Genomic DNA, 22,928 nt, shown 5'->3' on the forward strand with positions numbered 1-22,928 from the left:
AACAAAATAAAAAAGAAGGCTGTTCCAAAATAACTTTTTGGACAGCCTTCTTCTAGTTATTCACCTGACCTAGCTTTCCTTCCCGGACGTTTCACACCAGTCGTTTCTGTTGAATAAGAAGCTTCAATTATAGCGGTTGGATCTACAGAGAGAACGAGATCTTTCATTTTCGGATAAATGAATCGGTTTGTAATACAATAAATGATTCTCTTATGCTCCCCTAAAAAACCACCTTCTCCATGTAGATACGTAACAGATAGTTGCAATTCTTTCATAAGTAAATCGCCTATTTCTTTATTCTTACCAGAAATAATCATAACGCTCTTACCTTGATTTATACCATCTAATATAAAATCAATCATTTTCGTAACAATATAGAAAATGGCTAATGAGAACATCGCTTGTTCGATTGAAAATAAAATGGCAACAAAGATGAAAATAACTGCATTTACTGCAAGTAAAAATGTACTAATCGGTACATTAAAGTGTTTATTCATCCAAACTGCTAACATTTCCGAACCGTCAATTGCTCCACCCATTTTAACAACAATCCCAACACCAATTCCGAACAGCACTCCACCATAAAGTACAATTAATAACTCAGAAGTCGTAATTGCTGGGAATGGTTTTAAATAAATTAATCCGAGTGTTGTAACTACATTCGCATAAGATGTACGGATAAAAAATTTCTTTCCCATTACTTTTGCAGTAAATAATAAAATTGGGATATTAATTCCTAAGAACACACCATAAAGCGGCAATCCTGCGACTTTATTTGCCATAATAGCAATAGCCGTTACCCCGCCATCTACTAATCCATTAGGTGCTAAAATAAGCTCTAATGAACCTGCTACTATAATTGAGCCAATTGTTAATAATACGTATTCAAATACTTTCTTCATTCATTACCCCCAAAACTTATATATTTTCTTAGTATTATTTTAACGTAATTTTACTACTAATTCAAAGGTATCGATTTATATACAGAAAAGTTTTACCTTTATTGCTATTTTTATGTAACACATGTAACACGTAATACTAGAAACACACTTACAAATTAAAAGTAAGTGTGTTTTTAACATCTAGTTAATCTTTACATACGGCTTCATTTTTAATTCAAATATTTCCTCAACTGCCCTTTGATATCCACCAGCATTTCTAAGCGAATCTCCCACTTTACGACTATTTCTCTTAAACGTCACATCATTCATTACTTTCTTTACAGTCTCACGTAACAATTCAGAAGTTAACTCGTTACGATTAAGTGTTATGCCTGCCCCTACTTCAGTCAATCGTTTTGCAACGAATGGCTGATCTCCTGTTACCGGAATTACAACTAATGGGACACCGTAATATAACGCTTCACTCGAACTATTCATACCACCATGTGTCACGAATACATCAGCATGCTGTAAAACTTCTAATTGCGGGACATAATTATACAACTTAAAGTTTTTCGGGATATTTTCAAATTGACTTATATTTATCTTCTTACCAACGACTAATACGACTGTCGCATCTACATCTTTAAACGCTTCAAAACACTTTTCATACAAAGCAGGTTGTTCATTAAAAACTGTTCCCATAGAAATGAAAATCACTTTTTCATTTTTTAAATCTTCGGTAGGAAAACTCCCCACTTCTTTTCGAGTAGCAATTGATGGACCTACAAATTTATACGATTCATCAAATAAATCTGAACGCGGCTGATATTCTTTTGAAGTATATACAATCGTAATATCACCAGGATGGTTCATAATATCATACATACTATTACATTTCATTCCATACTGCTTATTCCATCTTTCCATTCCCGCTAAACAAGATTGATATAATGGATTCATTTCGTCTACTTGTCTCGATTCTTGCCCATCATGAAAATTAATGTACTGATTAACAGCAAACGTTGTACAAGATGAAACGCTTGGTAATTGTAAAATATTCGCTATAATACGTCCTACTGGAAAATGATTATCATATATTAAATAATCATATTTTTCCTCTTTTGTTTCTTCTACAATTTGAGTAACAATACGCTCTGATGCTTCAATCATATGAGATAGCATCATCAAAGGGCTCCCACCTTGATTTACTCGTTCCATAATATTAATTTGAGAGAGAAAATTCTCAAACACTCGGAATTCCGCACCTGTTGCTTCAATCTTCTTTCTATAATCTTCAATACAATAAGAAACAACTGTTTCTCCTCTTTGGATTAACTCACTTACAATAGCTAAAGTCGGATTAATATGACCTTCCCCAGGGAAATTTATTACGAGTACATTTGCCATAATATTCTCTCCTATCCAGTCAATCTTATAAAGTTAACAATTAATTATATTAATTAATTTAAGCCTATTATAAATGAATGCATTCTACTTCTTCATGCTTTTCTCTTCATTTTATTATTGAGAAATATTTTCTATAATCTACATTATTTTGATTCACAATCTTATAAATGAATGCTTAGTTTTACTTTTACTCTTCATAGATTTAAAGATATGAGTCTTACATTCAAGTCTTACTACTATAATTTTTAGACAATTCACACAAAAATGTAGAAATATAATGTTTTTAATGAATTTTCGCTATAAATGTAACTTTGCTTTCAATCTTTTTATCTTTATCCTCATAACACATCATCTGTTATATAATGAATTTATAGAATTTACAGAAAAGGGAGTCTTTTCATGCTACAACAACTATTCAATTCACCTATTCTATCCGTTCAAGCCTTGCACCCAGGTTATGAAGATCATGCAAGTGATGTTTTTCTCGTTCAAACAGAAGATACAGAAGTTATCGTTCGTACTTCTAAAATAAATGAAGAACCAAATAATGATTTTTGGTGGGGATGTAAAAATCTATTTGGAATTGATCCAAGGAACGTCCATCATTTAGAAACTGTACATACATTGCTACAAGAACATACGAATCTTCCTATCCCAACAATATTAGAAAAACATGTTTTAAATGGCCGTGAATTTGTGGTGGTCGAAAAGTTAGTAGGTAACACAGTTCAATCTTTTATCGAGCAACCAGATTCTATTTTATTTAGCCTAGGAAAAGGACTTGCAGAAATACATAAGTTTAAAGCCGATTTTATAGGAAATCCGTCAGGCACGTTCAAAGTTCCACTAGATGAATTCCAATCACATATTTTAAACGTGAGTAAAGAGCTTGTGAATATGTTTTATTCCGATGATGAAAGCATACAAAATGCTTTTCCTACCTTTGAATCACAGCTTTCTTCCCTGTCCGTACCAAAAGAAGCTACACTCGTCTTACTTGATATGGACCCTACCCAATTTTTATATGACGGTACAACTATTACGGGTTTAGTAGATACTGAAGCTTACGCGGTTGCCCCGCGAGAGTTTGATTTTATCGGACTAGAATATGTACTTACCGAAAAAGAAGCACATGCCTTTAAAAGTGGTTACGAAACAATTATGCCTATTCCTCATCTTGAAGAATGTAGACGACCATATCGTTATTTATACCGACTGTTATCTGTGCAAGGTAGTGTGGAATTAAAGGAATGGTTAAGTCACCCATCCTATTTTTAAATACAATTGAGAGGGAGTATACAATGGATATTCAGAAAAAGTGTTCTGTAACAGAAAGTGAAATACAGCAAATGAAGGATTTGGCTTATATTTGCGGGCAACAAGACAATCTTGATTACTCTTCAGATTTACATATCAACTTTTTAAAAAATCGAAATGAAGATCATATAAACGATTTTCTTCTTTATAACGGTACTCAATTAATTGGCACTTTAAATATGTATGATTTCGAAAGACCAACAAAGCTTGAACTAATAGGCTTTGTACATCCTCATTTTAGAAAACAACGTTTCGGAACTACCCTTTTACAAACTGCAATGAAAGAAATACAAAATAGAGAGGCAGATGAAGCTCTTCTTATTATCAATGGGGATTCTATTTCTGGGAATGAATTTGTAAAACATATGAAGTTACCGTATTTATATAGTGAATATAGTATGGAGTTCAAAACAAACGAAATTCAAAAAACAACAGAAAGTAATATACAGCTTACTCTTGCAGCTTCAGAATCACTTCTTGACCTTATTGAAATTTCTAGTAAAGCTTTTGGTGATTCAGTAGACAATACGGCTACATGGTTACAAAAAATGATGACTTCACCTTCTCATAAAGTTTACAGTGCTCTTATTAACGAAAAAGCTATTGGAACAATTACAGTTACTGAGCAAGAACAATCTACTACACTATCAGGATTCGCCGTTCATCCTTCTTATCAAGGTAAAGGATATGGAAAAGATATTCTTAGTTATATGGTACATACCCTTATTACAGAAGGAACTTCAACAATTGAATTAGACGTCGAAACGAAAAATAACCATGCTTTAAAACTATATACACAATGTGGTTTTAAAATTAAAACGAAGCATGACTATTATAATTTAATGAATAGCACGGAGAATATTTATGTCTAAAAAACTTATTTATTCTGATTACGATATTTTCGCATCTATTTATAATAAACATTGGGGACATTTTGCCGAACACTCCTATCTAGCTTTTGAAAAACTCGTTTTACAATATGCACAACCACGTTCTCATATTTTAGATCTTTGTTGCGGGACTGGTCATCTTACTAGGAAACTACTTGATAATAATTTTGTCGTAACTGGTATAGATGGTTCTACTCAAATGATTGAATATGCAAGTGAAAATGCGCCAGATGCAACCTTTTTCGTCGATGACGCTCGCTATTTCAATATAAATGAGCAATTCCACTACGTCATCTCTGCCGGTGATAGTTTAAACCATATTATGAATTTAGATGAACTAAAAAGTGTGTTTCACAACGTTTACTCCGTATTACATAACGAGGGTATATTCGCATTTGATATGAATATGGAAAAAGGATTTCTTGAAAACTGGATTGCTTCGTTTCATATTTCAGAGAAAGAATATGTTTGTACGATTGATTCTACATTTGATAATAAAAACAAAAAAGCAGAAATGAATTTCATATTATTTACACGTGATACAAATGATATTTGGAAAAGAAGTGACTTTTCTTTTAAAGAAACATGTTACACTAAAGACGAAATTACTCATGCATTACAATCTGTAGGTTTTAAAAATATTCAATCGTACGGTACAAATAGAGCATTTTTCACTTGCCAAAAATAAAAAAACTGAATCTAAATGATTCAGTTTTTTCTTAATATATTTACAACTGCAGTTGTTTCGTCATTTTCTTTATAAACACGCGGAATTCTTCTATCTAGCATACATGTAACTTCATAGTTTATTGTACTTAACATATCCGCTATTTCTTCTACTGTGATATTTTCTTCACCTTGTTTACCGTAGAATACTACTTCGTCTCCTACTTGTACTGGCATCGCTTTTGAAACATCCAACATTAACTGATCCATACAAACACGGCCAATTACAGGTACTCGAACCCCGTTAATTAACGCATAGCCTTTATTAGATAATTGACGATTATAACCATCAGCATAACCAATTGGTACAGTCGCAATCCATTCTTCACCAGTTGTTACATACGTATTCCCATAACTTACACCACGATTTTTCTTCGCATGTTTAATATGAGCCACTTTTGATTTTAACGACAACGCAGGCTGTAAAGAAACGACTGAATGATCCACCTCTTTTGATGGATACATACCGTACACTCCTATTCCAACGCGCACCATATTTTGAAATGTGTTACTTAATTCCATTGATCCTGCACTATTTGAACTATGAATATATGGTATTTGAATTCCTAATTCTTTCGCTGTATTAACAGCTTTTTCAAATAAACTTGTTTGCATATTCGTATATGATTTATCGATTTCATCTGCCGTAGAGTAATGCGTAAATATCCCTACTACTTCTATATACTCCATACGGTTTAATTCTTCTAAAAATGGTTTAACTTCTTCTTCTTGTAAACCGATACGACTCATTCCTGTATCAATTTTCACTTGAATTTGTACTTTCTTTTGAAGACGGTTTGCAATTTCATTTATACCATGTAAATCTTCTACTCTATAAACAGTCATCATAACGTCATATTGAATTACATCTTCTACAGCCGCTACTGGTGTGTATCCTAAAATTAAAATCGGCACAGTAATTCCTGCTTCTCTTAATTCTATTGCTTCATCTACAAATGCAACTGCAAGTTGATTTATTCCAGCTTCAATTGCAGCTTTGGCAACTTCAACTGCCCCATGGCCATACCCATTCGCTTTTACAGCAGCCATCATCTTAATTTCTTCATCATTTACATGTTTTTTAAATTCTTTTACATTATGTTTTACAGCATTTAAGTCAATTTCTACAATTGTATCTCTTCCATATTTCAAACTCATTGGTCTAACTCCTAACTCAATAATTGCATTCCATTCTATTTCACGTTTCATATGACCTTTTACAATATAATACTTTTCATTATGCTAGTCAAACTACTAGAATTTTCGGAATTTTGAGTATGATATAATATCCTCAAGAAACTATTATATACGGAGACGAGGAGAATTACAATGTTTGTTCAATCTGCATTACATCAACTAAAAGTTGCTATTGATACTTCTATTTATATGCTTAACCAATATAGTGAAAACGATTTAAAAATACAACCGATTCACTCAAAACGATCATTATTTGAACTGTGTACACATCTTTCTCTTATTTGTCATGCTGATTTGCTCATTTTAAATGGTATTCCAGAAAAAGAATTACATACCTTTTATATAGAACATACGCCCGTAACAGTTGCTCAAATGCAACAAACGATGATTGAAGGATACAACCTTCTCTCCAAAACATTTCTTTCCTACTCCCAAATAGAATTAGCAGAAGTTATGACTGCCTATTGGGGTATTTCTTATTCGCGCTTTGAATGGTTACTTGAAATCGTTGCACACTTTTATCATCATCGTGGACAAATTCATCTTTTATTATGTGAGTATATGAAAGATCCTCGCATTTCTTTATTTGAGTGATTTTCCACTTATTCATTAATTATAAATAGAGAAGCTACAAAACCAATAAAAAGTATCATTCCTAATAAAATAAATGTTTGAGCATACCCTCCTATTTTCATTAGATAAATAGAAATGATAGGTCCTATACTAGTACCTAAAAATAAAATAAAAGTATAAATAGATACCGCTATTCCCCTCGCTTTCCCTCCTAATTGACCTACAAGAGAAACTAAAGACGGAACGGATATAGCAATACCTATTACAAAACAGACACTCATCATTACAAGTAGAGATAGATACGAAACAAAGCCCATTGAACTTAGACTAAAAATAGCGATCAACAATCCTCCCTGAAGAACTTTTCTTACTTCAAACCTCTTCGTTAAACGACCTGCAAGCGGTGACAGCAACATACCAAATAGCCCCGCTAAGCGAAAATAAAGAATTTGTTCTGCAGTTAAATTGTAAGTAGGAGAGCTCAAATAATTCCCTAAAACAGTATACATATTAACAAAAGCCATTAATAAAACAAATGCAATTATATAGCTTAATACTAAGCTTTTATTTGTAAAAACTTTACCCATCTGTTTAATTGGCCCCAAAATATCAGTATAGGATTGAGACGTCTCTTCTTTCGGAAGAGAATAATAAACCCATATAGCAGTACTTATATAGACAATGCTAAGAAGAAAGAAAACCATATGCCATCCAAAATGCTGACTAACAGCAGTACTTATTACCTGCCCTACAATTCCAGCTACTAAAAAACCAGTACTAACAAATCCTATTGTTGTAACCCTTCTTTCTACTGGGAACATTTCTACAACGTAGGCTAGCGCTACTGGAGAAAATGTAGCTGCTGCTATCCCTTGTATACCTCTAAAAATAACAAGCCAAAATAAACTATCTACAAACCCTAAGCAAAAAGAAACAATCGACAGTGCAAGCAATCCAATAAAAATCACTTTTTTTCGTCCATATTTATCAGAAATTGCCCCAAATAACAAACACCCTATAGCAAAGCCAACAGAAAATATACTTCCTGTAGCTGCTGATTGTGCTAATGACGTATTAAAAATGTTTGAAAATAGAGAGATTAAAGGTATTGTTACATATAGGCTAGACATAACTACCATACCCGACCAACATAATACTGCTGTCATTATTGTATAATTCTTTTCACTATTTACTTCCTTTCCTATTTCCATCATAAACTCTCTCCCTTATTACGATTTGTTTTTATTAGTTTAAACTCTCTAAATTACTAAAATAGCATTCCTTTAACTCTTATTTATTTTAATTACATAGCAAAAATTATCACCGTTCATAAAGTTAGTTAAGCATATAATAAGGTAAGCTAATTATATGTCCAAATAAATAAGTTGATCTTCATAATCAACTTATTTACCTACCTTCTCCTAATTTCACCTGCATAGTTGTTTGCATTTTATTTAATAGCTTTTCTAAAACTTGACGCTCTTCTTGATTAAAGCCATCAACTAACGAAGCGCAAGATAACCAAAAAGTTGGTAAAGAATGTGTAACTAGTTCTTTTCCTTTCGGAGTAATTTTCACCTTTAATCTTCTTCGATCTTCAGAATGGTGGAATCTTACGATTAACTCTCGTTTCTCCATCCAATCTAATAAGCCAGTGACAGAAGCACGTGTAATCCCTAATCGACTCGCAATATCCGAAGGACTCATGTTCACCTCTTCCCCATTCGCTTCCATTTCACGCAAAATAAACAATAGTAAAAAATCTAATTTACTCTCTGAAATACCAAGCGGAGCTAAATCTACGTCAACCGCATCAAGAACATTATCAGACGTCCATAACATTAACAAACCAAGTTTTGCTGCGATTGGATCCGTTTCCGCTGACGCTGTCTTTTTGATTAACTCTGCGTACGGCTCAATCCCTAAAGGAAGAGAATCTTTTCTTGAATCCATTCATCTTCACTCTCCTTTCTCATTAAATAATTAGCTTACCTAATTACTTTCTCATTATACTCATATTTTTCCTTTTATTGCAAGCACATTGTTGAACAAAAAAATCCTATTATTAAAACAGGATTTTTCACACTGACTAGCTATCAGTTTTAAATAATGTGCAACTTCTTTAAGGCATAAGAAATTCCGTCTTCACTCGCCTTCGTTGTAACGAAATCAGCCCTTCTCTTCAACTCCTCTCCACCATTTCCCATCGCAACTCCTAATCCTACATACTGCAACATCTCAATATCATTTCCACCATCACCAAAAGCAATGGCTTCTGATTTACTAATATTTAAATGTTCCAATACTTTTTGAATTGCAGTTAGCTTCGATACTTTACTATCTTCCAATACATTCATAACGTAACCATGAAAACGGTCAAACGTAAGTGCTGGATATCTTTCAATGAATTTTTGAGCTTCTGCTTCATCAGCATACAGACATATGCAATACATCTCATCTGACAAGTTTTTAACTTTGTCAGGATACCGCTCTAAATTTAAAGTTTCATTTAACGCTCGTATGACACGTTCATCTTTGGAGGCAATATCATTCATTGCAAATTCTTCTGTAAAGTAAGAAACACTGTGACCATGTAATTCAGCAAAATTTGAAATATCATGAACGATTTCGCTTGAAAGTACTGATTTATGTATAACTTTTTCCCCAAATTTTATATGTGCACCATTTGCAGAAATATACGTTTTTATGCCTAGCCCCTTAAATTGTGAGCATAAACTATATGGTCTCCCTGTTGTAACAACTACGTGAATCCCCTTATCTATTAATCTTTGTACCGCTTCTTTTGTACTTTCGTGCATACTTCTATCAATCTCGCTTAAAAGCGTACCGTCAACATCAAAAAATGCAACTTTGTACATAAGTCTTTACATCCCGTCCAAATGATTCGTATCATTAATGAAATGCACCGTTTTTTGTTCACCCTCAATTTCAATTAAACTTATTCCCGTATCTCCCATTTTGAAATAGTAGTCCATTGAAATTGGCATATTGAAAAATGCACGTAATAGACTATTAATTACGCCTCCATGGGCAACAATCGCAATTCGATCATATGTATTCTCTGTCACAATTTTAGAAAAAATCCCTTCTATTCTCATTCGAAACTCAATAAATGACTCTCCGTTTTCAAAACGGTCATGAAGAAATTTTGGCTCTGGATATTTCTTTGCTTCTTCAAATGATAAGCCAGCTTGTATTCCATTATTAAACTCCATTAATTCCTCTTCTAATTGAATTGGACAACCAATTGCTTCTGCTAATGTTTCACCCGTTTCGCGAGCGCGTTTTAATGTGCTTGCCCAAATGAAATCTGGTACAAAATCTTTTTTCACTTTCTGTACAAGTCTTTGTACTTGTCGTCTCCCTTTGTCAGTCAACTCAAAATCAGCTCGTCCTTCATGCACATGTAAAATATCAGCTTCTGATTCTCCGTGGCGTATTAGTAGTATTTGCATGTTTCTCTCTCCCCCTTTATTTAACATTCACAAAATTCTATTATATCACATTTTAAGATTTCAAAATAAAAAGGAACGGTCTCCCGTCCCTCATCCATTCACTTTTTCCGCATCATTCCAATAATATTTACTAAACGCTTCTGTTAACACATCAATTGCGTTATATAATTCATCTAATGTATTATCAACACCACCAACTTCAATTAACATTGCATTTTTCGATAGATCTTGGTTATAAACGCCATTTCCATCTTTTTTATACTTCGGAAAAATCCCTCTACTTAATCCGTAATAGTTTTCATCTAAATAACTATTGATCGCTCTTGCAATTTTTTCATTTTCAGCACGGCCTTCATTTTCCATCCCAATAATAAAATATAATCTTGCATACGATTTTCCATTAATTACTTTTGTTGTTACTTTCTTACGCTGATCATCACGATGTATATCAATCGGAAACGAAATTTTATTATTTTGTGCTAATGCTCCTTTTACATATTCATGAGATGCTTTATATGACTGATACCATACCCACTTTTTACTCGCTAATAAATCACCCATATTCGTTTTATCGTGAATTACTGGAATTCCTTGCCCTTCAAGTTGTTCCTTCATACGTTTTCCTAGTAAGGACACATTTACATCTGGGCTAGATGGATCAGTTGCCCCTGGTAATAATGGAAAGAAGGATTCCCAGCTATGTGTATGATAAATATATACTGCACTTTCACCTTTTTTCGCTCCGTTCTTTTTCTGAACCGGATTATTCTTTTCCGCTTCTGTAACTTTATCTTTTGCTACTTCCCGTTCTTTCGTTACTTCTTCAATTGGTACACTAGATTCATTTGGGATATTCGTCAAGTTTGTCCCTTCCCCAGCTACGATAATATTAGAATAATACTTTGACATACCAGGTACTTCTTTACCGACGAATGTTCTTAAATCTTTAATTTTCAAATCTGTCGCAATAGAGAACATTAAATTCCCAACTGACTCTCTTTTATTCTGCTTAAAATAATCAAATCCGTAATAGTGATTCTCACTTTCTATCATTTGAACAAAACCTTGCATCGATACTTTTCCAAACCATTGATTTGCATAATTCGATTTCATTGTATGTAAAAGTGACGTCAAAATCGACGCTATTATAATTACTATTAGCGCATATAAAAGGAGTAACGAAATTAATTTCTTCCCATGTATTCGAGTTGCATACTTTTTCACTGCATCACCTTCTTTATACATGGATATGTACAAGCTTTTCGGAATATACGCACAAAAAAAGAGAAATGGTATCCCATTTCTCTTCCTCACTTTTATTGTTCTTTTCCTGTATCATTTGAAGGTAGTTTCTTCGCTTGTTTTTCTTTAAATATTTCTCCAATTGCCCCAAGAGTACCAAGTGTTTCAATTGCATTAGACGGAATAAAGACTTTATTTGCTGGTCCTTTTGCAACTTCAGCTAATGATTCGAATGATTTGTAAGCAAGTATGCGCTCATCCAAATTCGCTTCACGAAGCAATTCAATACGGTTTTGTTCTGCTTTTGCGATTTCTTCAATTGCTCGAGCTTCCCCTTGTGCCTCTAATTCTTTTGCTTCTCTTATACCTTCAGCTTCGCGAATACGCGCTTCTTTATCCCCTTCAGCCATCAAGATTTTACTTTGCTTTTCCCCTTCAGCACGAAGAACTTTATCTTGTTTTGCTGCTTCAGCTTCTAAAATAATTGCACGTTTATTACGCTCAGCCTTCATTTGTTTTTCCATTGATGCTTGCACATCTTTTGGCGGGTTAATATCAACAACTTCGACACGTTCAATACGTACGCCCCATTTTTCTGTTGCTTCATCAAGCGCTAAGCGGATTTCTGTTGAAATTTTTTCACGACCAGATAACGTTTCATCCAGTTCCATTTTACCGATAATTTGACGCATCGTTGCTGAAGTAATATTACGAACACCATATTCATAGTTTGAAATACCATATGTCGCAAGTTCTGGTTCAACAATTTGATAGAAAATAATTGTATCTATTTCTACTTGAACATTATCTTTCGTAATTACTTTTTGCGGTGGTACATTCGTTTGTTGAATACGTAAGTCGTGATATACACGAACACGATCTACAATTGGGATTAAAATATTTAATCCTGGGTGCATTATACGTTGAAACTTACCAAATCTTTCAACAACCCCAACTTTTTGCTGAGGAATAATTTTAATTGTTAATGCGATAAATGTAACTACAATTAGTGCGAATATAATCGTTAACGTTAATGCTACCATATTTATTCACTCTCCTTTTTTACTTGTAATATAGTACTATGCCTCTTTATAACAACGACTTTTTCTCCAGCATCAATTGAAGAATCTGCAATAGCTGTCCAAGTATCTCCATCCACCTTCACAATACCATTCGCTTCATTTGTAATCGCTTGCATAACAATCCCTTTTTTACCAACAAGCATATCTACTGTATCAGTAAAACCTTTTGCCTCTCGAAAGTTTTTGGAAATTCTTTTCGTAAAGAATGTCAAAGTTAAACTTACAATTGCGCCAACAGTAACTTGTAACAGTAGTGCATCAGGAGCAAACAAAGCAATAAGACCTCCGACAACAGCTCCAATTCCAAGCCAAAGCATGTAAAATGTAATCGACAACATTTCTGCAATAAATAAAATACCAGCTATTATAAACCAAATTACCCAAGCAGCCATATGCAACCCTCACTTTCTTTCTCATTTTCTATATGTATATGAAGAAAAGAATGGTTTATCCGCCCTTTCTTACACTTGGGCGTTTGCTACAAGCTATTGTACATACTCACTGTTACAATGATTATTAATATAATACTATATCAATATATTCTTCATTATACATGAAAATTCCTTTCAAAAAGTGACAAAAAATTAAATTCTTTAAAAATTTCATTTTTTAAATTACAATTATTCTAATTACTAAATACTATTTTTATAGAGGTGTTATTCTTATTGAGAAACCTGTCACTAACCTACTACTTAGGTTCCAAAACATGCATTACTCTCGCTGACATCGTATATGTAATGATTATTACAACTCATATTTATATAGCAACTAAATCAGCTACTATTACTGCTCTTTTTCCATTATTACAAGTTATCACAAATCTAATTGCTAACATCTCTGCACCACTAATAATAAATCGTTTTCCATCTTATACGTTGTTATATACGCTACAATGGCTAAAAACAGTCTTTTTACTATTATTAATGATTTTATTTCCGGTCTTATCCACAAACATTATAGCTCTATTAACTTTTATTTTTTTCATTTCATTATGTAGTGGATGGAGCGCTCCATTACTATACAGCATTCTTCCGCGCCTTACACCGAAAGAAAAATTAGTAAAAGTAAATAGTATCTTTTCCTTTTCAACACAAATTGCGCAAGTCGCCGCTTATTCATTTACGAGTGTTATCGTTCTTCTCATTGGCGCTACATCTACACTCATGATTAATAACATGTTAATGATTTTTGGATGTATTGCATTACACTTTTCATTACGTACCATACATACTGAACGAATAGCAGATCCTCCCTCTTCAAAAAGTACTGCTTTATCGGAAGGTTGGAAACTCTTATTTCAAAATCCTTCTCTCCGTACCGTTACATATATGGACTTAATTGAAACTTTCGCCGGGACAATATGGATTGGTGCTATTACGATGGCATATGTTACGACTATCCTTCATAAAGGCGAGGAATGGTGGGGATATATTAATACAAGTTATTATGTTGGCACGTTAATCGGTGGTCTATTAGCATGGAAAATCAGTTCCTATATTCAAAACAATTTAATACGCTCCATGTCGATAGGCTCTCTTATGTTTAGCATTCTTACATTTTTATATGGTATGACAAGCAGCGGATTTATTGCGCTTTTTCTATGTGTTCTAATGGGACCATGCTATCAAATTAGAGATATTTCTCAAACGACTGTTTTACAATCAAGTGTCACCCCTTCTTTATTATCAAAAATGTATACAGCACATGGCGCCCTTCTTTCAACAGCTTCTGGTCTTTCTATGCTTAGCGTTGGCATTATTACTGATATGTTCGGTGTTCGTACAATTTATATCATCGCATCTATTCTTATTTTATGTTCCGCTTGTTTATCTTTTAGTTTATTAAAATATCATAAAACAGAGCAGAACGATATTTCACTTTAATCACTAAAACAAAAAGGACAGGCATTCCCTGTCCTTTTTATTTATTCTATTCATGACAAGTTTGGGATTTTTCTATGTTTTGTCGCCTGTTCAAAAGCGTAAGCTAGCTTAATTAACATCCCTTCACTAAAGGCAGTACTTGCAATCGTAATTCCAAAAGGTCTCCCGCTTTCCATATACCCTGCAGGTATTGCTATAGACGGATAACCCGCTTTCGCACATATAGTAGAAGCTATATAGGAAGGAAACAGTATCGCATCAAGATTATATTTTTCCAATGCAAAATCAATGCCTTGTTCTTGTGAAAAATATATATCTTCTAATCTTGCATTTAAATATTCTGGATTTCGTAACGTATTAGGAAAATCTTTTCTTCCCTCTAACTTAGTTTGTCCATATTTTAAAGCTCTTTCTGCTATGTTTTTATTAAACTCCATTAACTCCGAAATAGAATGTACCGGAATAGTAGAAGGTAATTTAGAAAGATAGTTATCTAAACTATGTTTCAGTTCATAAAGCGGCACTCCCCAACTCCATTCTCTATGAAAAGAAGGAATATTAATATTTTCTACTACTGTCGCTCCTTCATTACGTAATACTTGAATCGTTTCCTTAAACAAGATTTCATCATACTCACCATTTTCGTAATAATCTTTTGGTGCATCGTTAAACACACCAATCTTCGCTCCATTTAAGCCATTAACATTAAGATATTTTGTATAATCCTGCTCTGCCCTACCTTCACTTCTATGAGTAGCAACATCTTTCTCATCTACTCCAATTAAACTCCCTAGCAAAATAGCAGCATCTGTTACCGTTCTAGCAAATGGTCCAGCTGTATCTTGCGAATAAGTAAATGGAATAATTCCTCTACGACTAATTAAACCGACAGTCGGTTTAATACCTACTACAGAATTTTGAACAGCGGGGCTCAAAATAGAAGCATCGGTTTCTGTCCCAATAGATACTACTGTAAAGTTAGCGGCAACTGCTATCGCAGATCCTGTACTAGATCCGCCAACAAACATATGGTCCTTGCCCGTTCCGTATGGATTGATTGTTTGACCACCTCTTGCACTATATCCAGCCCACATTTCAAAAGACATTGCATTTGCTAATTCTGTCATATTTGTTTTTCCTATTATTACTGCTCCGGCTTCTCGTAATTTTGTAACGAGAAATGCATCTTCACTGCTTATATTTTGTTCTAGAGCAATCGTACCTGCACTTGTATGCATGGAGTCATTCGTTTCAATATTGTCTTTAAGCAAAACAGGTATACCATGTAATGGACCCCTTATACCTTTTGTCTTTCTTTCATAATCTAACGCTTCTGCAATAAAAATAGCATCTGGATTGATTTCTAAAATAGAATTAATTTCCGGTCCGTCTTGGTCATACTTTGCGATTCTATGAAGATAATACATCACTAATTCCTTTGAAGTTAACTGCCCAGATTCCATTTCGGTTTGTATATCATGAATTGTTAATTCTTTTTTTAATACTGGATTAAACTGAATCTCCATTTATATTCTCCCTTATAGCAACTTTTTTGCGTATAACTCTTACTTTTTCATCTTTTCATCCCAACTATTCCAAACTAATATTCCTTTAAAGAAATTCAATTTATCTATTCAAAAAGCCTTTAATTTCCCGAAAAATAAAAAGAGTCTAAAACGAATGAACTTTCGCTTCAGACTCTTTTATTACTTTACATATATCTCATCTAATAAGTGTAAAAACTCTCCTTGTTTCCCTGCTAATTCAGGGCATTTTGCAATATTAACCCATTCGTAGCTAAACGCTAAACTTTGATCTTTCTCACCAGCACTTACTATATGTTCCCATGTATCTTTTACATCAGTTAGTAAAGTTACATGAAAAAAGTGACGTTTTTCATATTCCTGTTTTTCCTTCACATGTATAATGTAATCTGCTAAAAAACGCTCTATACATAAATGACGTAATCCGGATTCTTCCTGTACTTCACGCAATATAGCCGCTTCTAACGTTTCACCTTCATCAACCGTTCCCCCTGGCACTTGAATACCAGCTTCATGTATATCACGATGTTTAAAAACCAGTAATTGCATAACCCCCTCCTTTTCTCTTGTAATATATGCATGTACTTTTTTCTTATATAACATCGTCATTATACGTCTCTCCCCTCAATCATTTACTCTGTTACTTCTTCAAGCGTCAGTTGATTATCATACAAATAAGTAGCTTGTGGATTTCCCACATACCTTACGTGCCATGGTTCATACCGATAGCCCGTAATCGTTTCTTTCGCTTTTGTGTATCGAATCACAAAACCAAATTTATGGGCATTTTCAGAAAGCCACTGACCTTCTTTCGTTTCCCCAAAAACCGTCTCTAACTGAAATTTAGCAGAGTGAGACGTAATATCCATAGCTAATCCAGTTTGATGCTCACTTGTGCCAGGAACCGCGCTAGACATTGCTGTTTTTGCTTCTCCATCTTGTTTTTTATACATCGTATTTAATGCTTTTTGTCGATCAAAGGATCTAAATCCAGAAACTGCAAAAAGGAAAATACGCTCGTTGTTAGCTTGCTGGAACATTTCCTCAAGCGCCCTCGCTGCCTCTTTTCTCATCTTTTTCTTTTCTTGATCACCTTCACTAGAGTAGCGCACTTTCGGAATAACTAAATCTGGCGGTCTATAACCATCTGGTAAACGCCTACTTTTATTCACAAGAACAAGCATTGAATTCGGATTATTAATTACCGCAATATCCCCATCCATATTAGCAATCGTTTCTTTCGCTTTTGGAAATATACTATTTACACTTACTTCCCGCGCCTGCTTATCCTTATACATTTTATAATTGATTCCTGCTACTCCAACAATAATTATTGCAGCTACGATACCGAGTAGTGCCCATCTTTTTTTCATATAACGACCTCTTATTTTAATAATTTGGCCATTTCATACTCATCGATGTCCTTTCCATCGATAATAAGAGCAGCTTTTTTGACACCTTCTTTCTCAAATCCAGCTTTTTTATATAGTGCCTGAGCTCTTGTATTGTGGGCCATTACTGTTAATTCTAAACGCCATACATCATGTAATTTTGCCCACTTCTCAACCTCTTTAAACAATCTCGTCCCAATACCTCGCCCGTTATACTCTTGCAAAATACCAATTACAATGCTTGCCACATGCCTCTTTCTTTGAATGTTATTTCCATTCACTAATATAAAACCTATTATTCTCTCATCTTCAACTGCTACAAATATTGTTGCATATTCAATTTCTATAAATCGCTGGATCATTTTTTCTTGTTGCTCAACTGTAGTTTCCCTTTCTCCTGGTTCATATAACATAAACTTCGTTTCTTCATCTAATTGCTTACTTAATTGCAAAAATGATGCTGCATCTTCTACTTTGATCTCCCTAATCACCTAAATCACCCTATCAATTTCATAATATAAAAATTTTCCTTGTAAAAAGATTTTCTCTGCCATTTCAAAAATCCCTTTCTAATTCTCCTATTATAATTAGACAAATTTCGATATCGCTATAATAATTATTAATCATGTCCATTTTGTGACATCTTGCTATCCACATTTCAAACCAACACAAAAAACGTAAGCATTACACTTACGCTTTTCCAAGATTGAAGTGAGCTAATAATTATCGATAGATACCCTGGCTAATTCAAGTTTCACTTTATCCATTCACTTTTTCTGCCTGCCAAAAATATTCACCAAATGCTTTAGCAAGTGCATCAATTGATCGATTCAATTCTTCCTCCGTATTATCTACACCGCCAACTTCTATTAATATCGCTTGTCCTGATAAATCTTGATTATAGATTCCATTTCCTGTTTGAAAACCTTTTTGAATGACCCCACGACTCACTCCTGGATATTTCTTATTAATCGCCTCATGTAAAGCTGTCGCTAATTGTAAGTTTTTTTCATAATTTTTATTTCCTTTCCCTACTACAAATGCAAGCTTCGCATATGATTTATCTCCAATTGTTTTTGTCGTTACATTCTTTCGAGCACTATCACGATGCAAATCAAAAAAGTATTGAAGATCTTTATTTCCAGCCATAGCTTGCTGCACAATTTCTCGTGACATTTTATACGAACTATTACTGTTTAAACCCTTACTTATTAACTTTTGACCAACATCACTCTTATCGTTAGTAGCTCCAATCCCTTCACCTTCTAGTTGTTCACGGAAACGATCTCCTAATATAGAAATATTCGATACAGAACTCGTTGCTTTATTCGGATTCGGGTCATTCGTTAAGTTAAGTAAAGGTAAATAAGATTCCCAGCTATGTGTATGATAAATAAACGCAACTTGTCTTTTCCCGGTCGTTTGGGACGGCTGTTTTTTCTCTTTATTCGTATCTTGTTTAGGTGCTTGTCCAGTTCCACTAGTCCGTTCTTTCACTACTTCTTCAAGAGGTACACTCGACTCTATCGGTAAGTTAGAATAGTTTGTGCCCTCACCCGCAATAACAATTTCTGTATCGTACTTACCAAACCCGGGTAGCTCTTTCCCGACAAAACTGCGTACATCATTAAAGCGAATATTTGTAGCCATAGAAAAGAGAAAAGAAGAAATTGAAAAATCTTGATTCAACTTTCGATACTCCTGTGTAAAATAATGATTCTCTTTTCCAAGTACATACATGTAACCATTCATCGATAACTCATTTAACCAATTATATAAATACGTTGACTTCGTCTCTTTCATAGAGGTTACCATCATACTAATAAGAAAAAAAGTCGCTAGCACTGTAGTAATAACAAATAAAACTAACTTACGCATACTTGTAAACTTCATAAAAAAAAAGCCCCGATTCATACTATCACCTCTCTATTTCAAGTTATGTACAAGCCCTAGAGAATAGACCGTTAAAATTTCGGCTATATTGTTAATGAGGTGAAATGAATTGAAGCTATTAATAGGAATATTACCAATCGCTCTATCATTCATTTTTTATTTGTCCGCTAAGCATCCAAAAGTCTCTATTGTACTACATATTTCTGCGTACTTGGCACTGTATGTACTCGGTACAATTATTTCCATTAATATATACGATGTTTTAATACAAGATTTAGTTTTCATGACGAGCATTCATGGGATTTTACTGAATCCATTTTTCCTTATTGCAGGAGCGTATATAGGAACATACACGTTGTACCTACTTATGTCTCACATTATTATAAAAATAAAAAATGGAGCGTAATGAAATGCAACCAACATTTATCTGTCATACATGCAAAAAAAGAATTGTGAGAAAGAAAGATCTTATTACCGCCACATGGTACTTCCGCTTTTATTTATTTCACAGTGATTGTTTTAAACGACAGCAAGTGTTCCTCTCACGATTTATCCCAGTAAATACACTTTTCAATTTCTTTCTTATTATGTATGGACTTATTTTTGGCAGCATTCTTATGATTACAGAACCATCTATTATTTGGCTGATTTTCTTATTTCCCATTTTTTATCGGTTTCTTTCTTATTATTATATTGAACGTTTTTTCTCTACATAACGTGCAGACTGACCTCTCGGAATACTTAAACATTCCCACTCATTTTCTTTTAACATCTTCCCAATGTAAATAATCTGACCAATATGCAATGCATAATGAGAAATTTGCCTTTCAATTGCTTGCATGACAGTATGTGCTTCACCGCGAATGTATACCGTCTTCAATAAGTGCTCCGGCGCTAAAGTATTCATCGTATTAAAAACATATTTCCATCCTTCTTGCCAAGCTATAAGGGCTTCTTCTTTTGAATGATAGCATCCCTCAAATTCACCATCTCGATTACGATCGGTTTTTTCACCATCAGACGTTAAAAAATCCGTCCATCTAGAACGCATATTACCGTGCAGATGCTTTATAATAATCGCTATACTATTTGTTTCTTCATGAGAATACCATTGTATTTGTTCATATGATAATTGAGAAAGTGCCCGTTCCCCTTGCTTCTTTGTTGCTTCAAAGTTCGAAATCGCACATTGCAAATATTCTCGTCCGATATCCATATTAGCCCCTACCTTCACCCTAGCTAATTTTCGTTCCATTTGGCAATTCCATATTAGGCTGAAGTAACACAACATCATCAGCTTCAGGAACACCACCAAGCACAAGCACTTCTGATTTGAATCCAGCTACACGCTTTGGTGGAAAGTTTACAACAGCAACGATTTGTTGACCGATTAAATCTTCTGGAATATACCTTTTCGTAATTTGAGCACTTGACTGCTTTATCCCGATTTCTCCAAAATCTATTGCTAGTTTAATCGCTGGTACTCTCGCTTCTTTAAATTCCTCTGCATGTATTACAGTTCCAATTCTCAAATCCAAATTTAAAAAATCTTCAAAATTAGCCATTTATCATTCCCCCCAATTATTACTTAGACAAAATACAAAAATTCCCTTCAAAAAAAGAAAGGTGCCTAAGCACCTTTCTTTTGTAATTCACTTGATTCATTTGATTTATAGAAGAAGAAACCGAGAATCCCGCCAATACATGATGGAATTAACCATCCGATTCCTTCGTTATATAACGGTAACATTTGTAGTACATTAGAAATCGCGTCAATTTTAATTTTCGCACTTTCTAAACCGTTAAAGAAACTAATTAACAATGCACCTAAAATAGCTCCAATATAAATTGTATTCCGCTTCCCAATCCACTTATGGAAATACGAAAGTACAATTAATACAATTGCAACTGGATAAATGATCATTAACACAGGTAATGTTACTGCGATTAATTGTGTTAAACCTAGGTTAGATACAATTAAACTAAATACACATACCATTGTTACAATCGTTTTATGCGAAAGTTTTGGGAATAAGTTTGTAAAGAAACCCGCACACGCAGATGTTAACCCAACAGAAGTTGTTAAACAAGCGAGTATAATAACAAGCCCTAATAAAACTTTACCACTCGTCCCATATAGCTCATTTACAACATTCGTTAAAATAAGACCACCGTTTTCTGAGACACCAAGTGATGTACTTGTTGAACCAAGATAAGCAAGTGATAAATAGATTAACGTTAAACCAAGTACAGCAATAATACCTGATACGACTGTTATTTTTGCAATTTGGCTACTCTCTTTTATCCCTTTAGAGCGAATAACTTGTACAACGACAATTCCAAATACGAGAGCACTAATTGCATCCATCGTTAAATACCCTTGAATAAATCCACCAAAGAAAGCATTCTCTTGGTAAGCAGCTAACGGCGCAGCCGGCTCTCCAATTGGATCAATAATTGCCTTTCCGACAATAACAGCAACAATTAATACCAATAGTGGCGTAAGAAACTTTCCAAACCAATCCACTAATTTAGATGGATTTAATGATAAATACCACGTTATTCCGAAGAAAACTATCGTGAAAAGAAATAGCATGTACCACTCTGAAACCATTGCCTCTGATAAAAACGGCTTCATACCCATTTCAAACGAAACAGCTCCAGTACGCGGAATCGCGAAAAATGGTCCAATTGCTAAATAACTAATCAATGGGAAAATAAACGCAAATATAGGGTGGACTCTAGAAGATAGCGCTTTCAAGTCCCCCTCTACAAACGCGACAGCTGTTACAGCTAGTAGGGGTAATCCGACTCCCGTTACAAGGAATCCTATTGTAGCAATCCAAACATTCTCTCCTGCTTGTTGACCTAAAACTGGCGGGAAAATTAAATTTCCTGCTCCTAAAAATAATGCAAATAGCATCAAACCAATTGCTACCGTATCACCTGGCCTTAAACGTCCCTTCATGCTCTTCATTTGCATAGCACTTTTTCATTGTTTATCTCTATATTTTACAATATGCTATGCATCCTCCTCTCTGCTCAAGATGATAAAATATGCCCCTTACAAAGCAGTGTCTTTCTCCATAATTTCTCCATTCCCCTTATTTTTACTCTAATCATTAATACAATTGTTATTTTTGAATTTTGAGTTTTTTGAATTTTTAAATCATTAGAGTGTTATTACGTGGAGTATAGTTGTCAGACCTCTTTGTTTTTATCACACATATAGTAACATATTTAGTTGCAAAATAAAAACATATTTTCAAATTGATTTTTTTGAAAATCGAAATTATCTACATTTTTCATTCTCTTACACAAATATTGTTATAATCTCACCTATTACCCTGTCGTTATTTTAAAATAACTTTACACACGTAACATAACAAAAGCCATCCAATAATTGAAGTGCACCCCAATTGT

25 protein-coding genes are annotated in these 22,928 nt (G+C 34.0%); 7 read left to right on the forward strand and 18 right to left on the reverse strand.

What is annotated here, in order from left to right; all coding sequences use genetic code 11:
• Positions 1-56 precede the first annotated feature (56 nt).
• Together DN400_RS24155 and DN400_RS24160 are read right to left on the reverse strand one after the other, a co-directional pair.
• Complete coding sequence (locus DN400_RS24155) at positions 57-902, reverse strand: YitT family protein (RefSeq protein WP_000755126.1); 846 nt, start codon at positions 900-902, stop codon at positions 57-59.
• Between the two features lie 180 nt (positions 903-1,082).
• Positions 1,083-2,291: a macrolide family glycosyltransferase gene (locus tag DN400_RS24160; RefSeq protein ID WP_065228712.1), complete on the reverse strand. Its 1,209-nt coding sequence runs from the start codon at positions 2,289-2,291 to the stop codon at positions 1,083-1,085.
• A gap of 399 nt (positions 2,292-2,690) precedes the next feature.
• Between DN400_RS24160 and DN400_RS24165 the strand changes: the two genes are divergently transcribed.
• The 3 genes from DN400_RS24165 to DN400_RS24175 are packed head-to-tail and all read left to right on the forward strand — an operon-like array spanning position 2,691 to position 5,186.
• Positions 2,691-3,569: a protein kinase family protein gene (locus tag DN400_RS24165; protein ID WP_147801984.1), complete on the forward strand. Its 879-nt coding sequence runs from the start codon at positions 2,691-2,693 to the stop codon at positions 3,567-3,569.
• A 23-nt stretch (positions 3,570-3,592) separates the two neighbouring features.
• Positions 3,593-4,480, forward strand: a complete 888-nt coding sequence (locus tag DN400_RS24170) for a GNAT family N-acetyltransferase (RefSeq protein WP_071714387.1) — start codon at positions 3,593-3,595, stop codon at positions 4,478-4,480.
• Complete coding sequence (locus DN400_RS24175; protein WP_065228709.1) at positions 4,473-5,186, forward strand: class I SAM-dependent methyltransferase; 714 nt, start codon at positions 4,473-4,475, stop codon at positions 5,184-5,186. Before DN400_RS24170 ends, DN400_RS24175 begins: the two co-directional genes overlap by 8 nt.
• Before the next feature lie 20 nt (positions 5,187-5,206).
• Here the strand turns inward: DN400_RS24175 and alr are convergent, their stop codons facing one another.
• A complete protein-coding gene (gene alr / locus DN400_RS24180) occupies positions 5,207-6,382 on the reverse strand; it encodes an alanine racemase (protein ID WP_002093966.1) in 1,176 nt (391 codons plus the stop codon).
• A gap of 171 nt (positions 6,383-6,553) precedes the next feature.
• Here alr and DN400_RS24185 point away from each other — a divergent pair, with 171 nt between their 5' ends.
• Positions 6,554-7,015 carry a DinB family protein gene (locus DN400_RS24185; protein ID WP_097912458.1) on the forward strand — a complete coding sequence of 154 codons (462 nt, stop codon included), beginning with the start codon at positions 6,554-6,556 and terminating at the stop codon, positions 7,013-7,015.
• A gap of 8 nt (positions 7,016-7,023) precedes the next feature.
• Here DN400_RS24185 and DN400_RS24190 read toward each other — a convergent pair whose 3' ends face one another.
• From DN400_RS24190 to DN400_RS24220, 7 genes are all read right to left on the reverse strand, one after another.
• Positions 7,024-8,205, reverse strand: a complete 1,182-nt coding sequence (locus tag DN400_RS24190) for an MFS transporter (protein WP_142309057.1) — start codon at positions 8,203-8,205, stop codon at positions 7,024-7,026.
• A gap of 196 nt (positions 8,206-8,401) precedes the next feature.
• The gene (locus DN400_RS24195) at positions 8,402-8,947 is read right to left on the reverse strand and encodes a MarR family winged helix-turn-helix transcriptional regulator (protein WP_000378333.1); all 546 of its coding nucleotides are present in this window, start codon (positions 8,945-8,947) and stop codon (positions 8,402-8,404) included.
• Positions 8,948-9,096: 149 nt separating this feature from the next.
• A complete protein-coding gene (locus DN400_RS24200) occupies positions 9,097-9,873 on the reverse strand; it encodes a Cof-type HAD-IIB family hydrolase (protein ID WP_147801985.1) in 777 nt (258 codons plus the stop codon).
• A gap of 6 nt (positions 9,874-9,879) precedes the next feature.
• Positions 9,880-10,470 (reverse strand): histidine phosphatase family protein, encoded by a 591-nt coding sequence (locus DN400_RS24205; protein ID WP_147801986.1) that lies wholly within the window; start codon positions 10,468-10,470, stop codon positions 9,880-9,882.
• A 90-nt stretch (positions 10,471-10,560) separates the two neighbouring features.
• Positions 10,561-11,766, reverse strand: a complete 1,206-nt coding sequence (gene spoIIP, locus DN400_RS24210; RefSeq protein WP_327884970.1) for a stage II sporulation protein P — start codon at positions 11,764-11,766, stop codon at positions 10,561-10,563.
• A 20-nt stretch (positions 11,767-11,786) separates the two neighbouring features.
• Positions 11,787-12,755, reverse strand: coding sequence for an SPFH domain-containing protein (locus DN400_RS24215; protein ID WP_000226254.1), 969 nt, complete (start codon positions 12,753-12,755; stop codon positions 11,787-11,789).
• A gap of 2 nt (positions 12,756-12,757) precedes the next feature.
• The gene (locus tag DN400_RS24220) at positions 12,758-13,186 is read right to left on the reverse strand and encodes an NfeD family protein (protein ID WP_000741974.1); all 429 of its coding nucleotides are present in this window, start codon (positions 13,184-13,186) and stop codon (positions 12,758-12,760) included.
• A gap of 273 nt (positions 13,187-13,459) precedes the next feature.
• Between DN400_RS24220 and DN400_RS24225 the strand changes: the two genes are divergently transcribed.
• Complete coding sequence (locus DN400_RS24225; RefSeq protein ID WP_023521756.1) at positions 13,460-14,677, forward strand: MFS transporter; 1,218 nt, start codon at positions 13,460-13,462, stop codon at positions 14,675-14,677.
• Between the two features lie 50 nt (positions 14,678-14,727).
• On the opposite strand, the gene DN400_RS24230 is transcribed toward DN400_RS24225, so the two are convergent.
• The 5 genes from DN400_RS24230 to spoIIP (DN400_RS24255) form a co-directional block, all read right to left on the reverse strand.
• On the reverse strand, positions 14,728-16,203 hold the full coding sequence (locus DN400_RS24230) for an amidase family protein (RefSeq protein ID WP_088023984.1): 1,476 nt from the start codon (positions 16,201-16,203) through the stop codon (positions 14,728-14,730).
• 180 nt (positions 16,204-16,383) lie between these two features.
• Positions 16,384-16,830 (reverse strand): NUDIX hydrolase, encoded by a 447-nt coding sequence (locus tag DN400_RS24235; RefSeq protein ID WP_000178286.1) that lies wholly within the window; start codon positions 16,828-16,830, stop codon positions 16,384-16,386.
• A 23-nt stretch (positions 16,831-16,853) separates the two neighbouring features.
• Positions 16,854-17,594: a M15 family metallopeptidase gene (locus DN400_RS24240; protein ID WP_147801988.1), complete on the reverse strand. Its 741-nt coding sequence runs from the start codon at positions 17,592-17,594 to the stop codon at positions 16,854-16,856.
• Positions 17,595-17,605: 11 nt separating this feature from the next.
• Positions 17,606-18,103 (reverse strand): GNAT family N-acetyltransferase, encoded by a 498-nt coding sequence (locus DN400_RS24245; RefSeq protein ID WP_147801989.1) that lies wholly within the window; start codon positions 18,101-18,103, stop codon positions 17,606-17,608.
• Between the two features lie 268 nt (positions 18,104-18,371).
• Positions 18,372-19,526: a stage II sporulation protein P gene (gene spoIIP / locus DN400_RS24255; RefSeq protein WP_001079282.1), complete on the reverse strand. Its 1,155-nt coding sequence runs from the start codon at positions 19,524-19,526 to the stop codon at positions 18,372-18,374.
• A gap of 88 nt (positions 19,527-19,614) precedes the next feature.
• On the opposite strand from spoIIP (DN400_RS24255), the gene DN400_RS24260 reads away from it, so the two are divergent.
• Positions 19,615-19,911, forward strand: a complete 297-nt coding sequence (locus tag DN400_RS24260; RefSeq protein WP_000770732.1) for a hypothetical protein — start codon at positions 19,615-19,617, stop codon at positions 19,909-19,911.
• A 4-nt stretch (positions 19,912-19,915) separates the two neighbouring features.
• Complete coding sequence (locus DN400_RS24265; protein ID WP_071714392.1) at positions 19,916-20,221, forward strand: permease; 306 nt, start codon at positions 19,916-19,918, stop codon at positions 20,219-20,221.
• On the opposite strand, the gene DN400_RS24270 is transcribed toward DN400_RS24265, so the two are convergent.
• From DN400_RS24270 to brnQ4, 3 genes are all read right to left on the reverse strand, one after another.
• A complete protein-coding gene (locus DN400_RS24270) occupies positions 20,194-20,760 on the reverse strand; it encodes a DUF1572 domain-containing protein (protein ID WP_002093963.1) in 567 nt (188 codons plus the stop codon). The genes DN400_RS24265 and DN400_RS24270 overlap by 28 nt on opposite strands.
• A complete protein-coding gene (gene csaA, locus DN400_RS24275) occupies positions 20,741-21,070 on the reverse strand; it encodes a chaperone CsaA (protein ID WP_001263013.1) in 330 nt (109 codons plus the stop codon). The genes DN400_RS24270 and csaA overlap by 20 nt, the downstream gene beginning before the upstream one ends.
• 65 nt (positions 21,071-21,135) lie before the next feature.
• Positions 21,136-22,473: a branched-chain amino acid transport system II carrier protein BrnQ4 gene (gene brnQ4 / locus DN400_RS24280; RefSeq protein ID WP_396530541.1), complete on the reverse strand. Its 1,338-nt coding sequence runs from the start codon at positions 22,471-22,473 to the stop codon at positions 21,136-21,138.
• Positions 22,474-22,928: the final 455 nt, after the last annotated feature.

The sequence above is a fragment of the Bacillus sp. AR8-1 genome (assembly GCF_008042345.1).
In the GTDB taxonomy this organism is placed as follows: Bacteria; Bacillota; Bacilli; order Bacillales; family Bacillaceae_G; genus Bacillus_A; species Bacillus_A cereus.

Excerpts from the sequence above, each read along its gene's own strand:
- DN400_RS24155 (WP_000755126.1), bottom strand. The coding sequence starts at position 902 with ATGAAGAAAGTATTTGAATACGTATTATTAACAATTGGCTCAATTATA.
- DN400_RS24160 (WP_065228712.1), bottom strand. The coding sequence starts at position 2,291 with ATGGCAAATGTACTCGTAATAAATTTCCCTGGGGAAGGTCATATTAAT.
- DN400_RS24165 (WP_147801984.1), top strand. The coding sequence starts at position 2,691 with ATGCTACAACAACTATTCAATTCACCTATTCTATCCGTTCAAGCCTTG.
- DN400_RS24170 (WP_071714387.1), top strand. The coding sequence starts at position 3,593 with ATGGATATTCAGAAAAAGTGTTCTGTAACAGAAAGTGAAATACAGCAA.
- DN400_RS24175 (WP_065228709.1), top strand. The coding sequence starts at position 4,473 with ATGTCTAAAAAACTTATTTATTCTGATTACGATATTTTCGCATCTATT.
- alr (WP_002093966.1), bottom strand. The coding sequence starts at position 6,382 with ATGAGTTTGAAATATGGAAGAGATACAATTGTAGAAATTGACTTAAAT.
- DN400_RS24185 (WP_097912458.1), top strand. The coding sequence starts at position 6,554 with ATGTTTGTTCAATCTGCATTACATCAACTAAAAGTTGCTATTGATACT.
- DN400_RS24190 (WP_142309057.1), bottom strand. The coding sequence starts at position 8,205 with ATGGAAATAGGAAAGGAAGTAAATAGTGAAAAGAATTATACAATAATG.
- DN400_RS24195 (WP_000378333.1), bottom strand. The coding sequence starts at position 8,947 with ATGGATTCAAGAAAAGATTCTCTTCCTTTAGGGATTGAGCCGTACGCA.
- DN400_RS24200 (WP_147801985.1), bottom strand. The coding sequence starts at position 9,873 with ATGTACAAAGTTGCATTTTTTGATGTTGACGGTACGCTTTTAAGCGAG.
- DN400_RS24205 (WP_147801986.1), bottom strand. The coding sequence starts at position 10,470 with ATGCAAATACTACTAATACGCCACGGAGAATCAGAAGCTGATATTTTA.
- DN400_RS24215 (WP_000226254.1), bottom strand. The coding sequence starts at position 12,755 with ATGGTAGCATTAACGTTAACGATTATATTCGCACTAATTGTAGTTACA.
- DN400_RS24220 (WP_000741974.1), bottom strand. The coding sequence starts at position 13,186 with ATGGCTGCTTGGGTAATTTGGTTTATAATAGCTGGTATTTTATTTATT.
- DN400_RS24230 (WP_088023984.1), bottom strand. The coding sequence starts at position 16,203 with ATGGAGATTCAGTTTAATCCAGTATTAAAAAAAGAATTAACAATTCAT.
- DN400_RS24235 (WP_000178286.1), bottom strand. The coding sequence starts at position 16,830 with ATGACGATGTTATATAAGAAAAAAGTACATGCATATATTACAAGAGAA.
- DN400_RS24240 (WP_147801988.1), bottom strand. The coding sequence starts at position 17,594 with ATGAAAAAAAGATGGGCACTACTCGGTATCGTAGCTGCAATAATTATT.
- spoIIP (WP_001079282.1), bottom strand. The coding sequence starts at position 19,526 with ATGAATCGGGGCTTTTTTTTTATGAAGTTTACAAGTATGCGTAAGTTA.
- DN400_RS24265 (WP_071714392.1), top strand. The coding sequence starts at position 19,916 with ATGCAACCAACATTTATCTGTCATACATGCAAAAAAAGAATTGTGAGA.
- DN400_RS24270 (WP_002093963.1), bottom strand. The coding sequence starts at position 20,760 with ATGGAACGAAAATTAGCTAGGGTGAAGGTAGGGGCTAATATGGATATC.
- csaA (WP_001263013.1), bottom strand. The coding sequence starts at position 21,070 with ATGGCTAATTTTGAAGATTTTTTAAATTTGGATTTGAGAATTGGAACT.
- brnQ4 (WP_396530541.1), bottom strand. The coding sequence starts at position 22,473 with ATGAAGGGACGTTTAAGGCCAGGTGATACGGTAGCAATTGGTTTGATG.